The following is a 3897-nucleotide window of genomic DNA, read 5'->3' as shown; positions in this document are numbered from 1 at the left end:
ACCAATATTTGATGCTACAATTGGTTTCTCAACAGCCATTGCTTCTAGCCAAGAAACCGGTAAGGCTTCGGCAAATGTAGGGAAAACGCAAAGAGTAGCTTCTTGAATTATTTTTTTAATTTCAGAATACGGAACGCTACCTAAATAAGATACATTTTTAATCGCATTTTCATCAAATAAAGGTTTCATTAACTGCCAAGTAGAAGCATATTTAGTTGCAATATCGGACGCATCTTTACCTACTAAAATCAATTTTGTATTCGGATTTATTTTTATAACCTCATTAAAAATTAAGGGCAATTCTAAAAGCCCTTTTTTACGGATCAAAGTCCCAAAATACAAAATAGTTTGTGTGTTACTTGTAGTTGGAATTGCTTCAAATTGCGTTACATCAATTGCGTTGGGAATAACCGTAAAATTACTTTTTAAATCAAATAATTCCTTTGTTAGATTTCCAGTAAATTCACTAACAGAGATTATTCCATTACATTTATTTAAGGCACGTTTTTCTAGAAATTTGTTGATCCATTTTACAGGTCGTTGATCAAGATGACAAAAATAAGTATCGCTACCATTTTGCCTTATAATTAGTGGACATTTTGGCTGTACAAAAGCGGTAAAACCTGTCCAATCTGGTGCTTCAACAAGTTCTATTTTACTTTCATCAACTAATTTATTGAGTAATTTTTCGACTTTTTTTTGTGTCAAATAAAGTGATAAACCTTTGAATTTTATATTTTTAACTTTATAAAAAGTAATGGCACCTTCTTGAAAAACCTCATCTTGATCTTGACCATATACTACAATAGAAACTTGGTTACCTAATAAATCTAAACCTTTCGAAAGATTTAAAATACTGGTTCCAATTCCTCCAGAGTTTCCTGTTTTAGGATGTGGATATTCGGGTGTTAAAAAGCAGATTTTCATGATTACTATTTATGACTCACTAAACATGAATCGATGAGCTTTTGAGTGAAAACTTGTGCGCCTTTTCCATTTAAGTGCGCACAATCTTTAAAATATTCGTTACTCTTTATTGCTCTTGAAAAATCAATAAAATTAGGCAACTTGTTTTTTAATTTATTAATAAAATTTAAATTTTTCATCTCGTTGCAAAATGGTGCGCAAAAATATACTACATCAATATTATTTTGCTTACAAATTAAATTAATTTCTTCTATATTTTTATTTTGACTATTAATTCTATCTGGCAAATTTGCCCCTTTATTTGAAAATTTTTCATTTCTAGGATCAAATCCATCCGCAAAATTTACCTTACTTCTTTTACCAATTACACAATTGAAAAATTCTCTAAAGCCTAATTTAAAATCATTTTTGCTGTAGCGATAAAAAGGAATATAATAATTAAGATTGAAATCGGGATTTGACTCACGATGCTCGCTAATAATTTTATTGGAACGAATGTATGGAAGAGACTCCGTACCAACAATTGTTGATGGATTCTCAAAATTAAAGATATAATCAACTTGTATAAAAACCTTCTCTGTTTTTATTTTATTATTTATCTATAACTTTATCATTAAAGACATATCATCCAATCTTCCGCCTTGAACGCCAAGATTTAAAGCCTTTTTTCCTGTCTTTTCTTCTACTAATTTTGTAACAATATGATTTTCAAGGCGTGATGAACCTAAAAATACATAATCGATTCTTTCATTTTTTAATTTTAATAAATATTGGGTTTTGTTTCGCGGTATCGCGTTTTCGTAAACGTAGGTGTAAATACAATCCAAAGCAAACATACTCACAAGAGTAACTACAACTAAAGCCGCTATATGTTTTAAAAACTTTTTCATTAGAATTGAAAATATATAAAGTCATTTGCTTGCGAATAAACACCAAATACGATTATTGAAATTATGATAATTATTACTTTTAAAAAGCCATTTTTACCAACAAAAGGATGTTCTTTTTCGCGAGCGTTCCACTCAAAATATAAAAAATATAATATCAAAAGTACCATTTCAACTGAATAACGATCAATTGGAAGATATTTTATTCCGCCATCAAAATTAAACGAAAACATCTTTTTTAAATAGGTAAATGCACTAGAAATAGAATCTGATCTAAAGAAAATCCAAGCGATAACAGTCAAGAAAAAAGTAACAATTATAGCTAAGAATTCTTTTAGAGAAGGAAGTATTTTGCCAGAAGCTACACTTTCAATATTATTTCGATTGTTGTATGTGAGTAATAATGGTATAAAATAAAGCGCATTCAATGCACCCCAAATAATGAATGTCCAGTTGGCGCCATGCCAAAATCCGCTTACTAAAAAAATGATAAACGTATTGCGAATTTTCATCCAAGTTCCACCTTCACTTCCACCTAATGGAATATATAAATAATCTTTAAACCATGAAGAAAGTGAAATGTGCCAACGACGCCAAAATTCAGCAATATCTCTCGAGAAATAAGGATAATTGAAGTTCTTCAATAAATCTATTCCGAATAACTTGGATGTTCCTAATGCAATATCAGAATAACCACTAAAATCTCCGTAGATTTGGAAAGCAAAATAAACTCCGCCTAAAAGTAACGTTAACGAATTTTGACTTTCGTAATTTTCAAAAATAGAATTGGCGTAAACAGCACAACCATCGGCAATGACCACTTTTTTAAATAATCCCCAAATAATTTGGTTGATTCCATCAATAGCTTTTTCGGAACTGAAAATTCTTGTTTTTTTTATTTGCGGAAGCAAATGTGTTGCGCGTTCTATTGGTCCAGCAACCAAAAGTGGAAAATAACTTACGAATAAAGAATAGGAAATAACATTTCGCTCGGGTTCAATTCTATTTTTATAAATATCAATAACATAAGACAATCCGTGGAAAGTATAGAATGAAATTCCTACTGGCAAAATAACTTGCAACGTCCAAAAATTAGCTTGAAAACCTATATTTTCCAGAGCAATTGCAAGTGATTCGGCAAAGAAATTATAGTATTTAAAAATCCCTAAGAATCCCAAATTTATAGAAACACTAATCCAAAACCATATTTTTTTTAGTTGTTCACTTTTGGCTTCAAACATTTTTATTCCAGTGAAATAATCTAAAGCGGTTGAAAAAACCAATAAAAACAGAAAACGCCAATCCCAACAAGCATAGAAAAAGTAACTGGCTAACAACAATAAGCCATTTTGCAATTGCAATCCACGTTTGTTAACCATCCAATAAATGGTAAAAACTATGGGAAGAAAAAGTAAATAGGATAATGAATTGAATAGCATTTACTGGAGTAGATTTAGATAATTATCAACCATTTTATCTAATGATAAATTGGCAACTTTTGAATCTTTCTGTAATCCGTTTTCAACTTTAATTTCATTAATTAAAACACCTTTCAGTATCTTTTTCAAGTCGTTAATTTGATGGTCGTTGTAGAGAAATCCGTTGGTATTATTGGTCACTAAACCTAAAACATTTCCTTGATTATTGGTAATTACCGGAAGATTACTCATCAAACTTTCAACGACAGTGTAGCAAAAAGTTTCTCCATGTGAAGGATGAATTAAATAATCATAATTGCAATAAATTTCGTGTAAATTAGAAACACTTCCTTTAAAAATAAAAAAATCTTGAAGTGATGCAGATTCAATTTTTTGCTTTAATACGTTCTCATAATTACCTTCGCCGTAAATTGTTATCGTAAAGGGAATTTGTATTTCTAATTTAAGTTGATTTACAACATCAATAACATCTTGAATTCCTTTATCTTTTCTTAGGTGACAAGCAATTATAAAATTAAAATTGGATGTAAATTGCTCTTTTTGTTTGAATTTTTTGCTATCTAATCCGTTAAAAATGACAATCGACTTTTTTTCAATTTGAGAACCAAATTCCTTAATTAATTGATTTTTACAATAATTAGAAG

At 29.7% G+C, this 3897-nt stretch carries 4 protein-coding genes; all 4 read right to left on the bottom strand.

The window, feature by feature from the left end:
- The coding region (locus DIU01_RS01850; RefSeq protein ID WP_290831559.1) for a glycosyltransferase family 4 protein at nt 1-927 on the bottom strand (927 nt) is incomplete at its 3' end.
- A gap of 599 nt (nt 928-1526) precedes the next feature.
- Nucleotides 1527-1817, bottom strand: a complete 291-nt coding sequence (locus DIU01_RS01845; RefSeq protein ID WP_290831558.1) for a hypothetical protein — start codon at nt 1815-1817, stop codon at nt 1527-1529.
- Nucleotides 1817-3253, bottom strand: coding sequence for an MBOAT family protein (locus tag DIU01_RS01840; RefSeq protein ID WP_290831557.1), 1437 nt, complete (start codon nt 3251-3253; stop codon nt 1817-1819). The genes DIU01_RS01845 and DIU01_RS01840 overlap by 1 nt, the downstream gene beginning before the upstream one ends.
- Nucleotides 3254-3897 (bottom strand): glycosyltransferase family 4 protein (locus DIU01_RS01835; RefSeq protein WP_290831556.1); only part of this gene is annotated, 644 nt, incomplete at its 5' end.

The sequence above is a fragment of the Flavobacterium sp. genome (assembly GCF_003525665.1).
Taxonomy (GTDB): Bacteria; Bacteroidota; Bacteroidia; order Flavobacteriales; family Flavobacteriaceae; genus Flavobacterium.
This window is presented reverse-complemented; position numbering and strand designations above follow the sequence as displayed.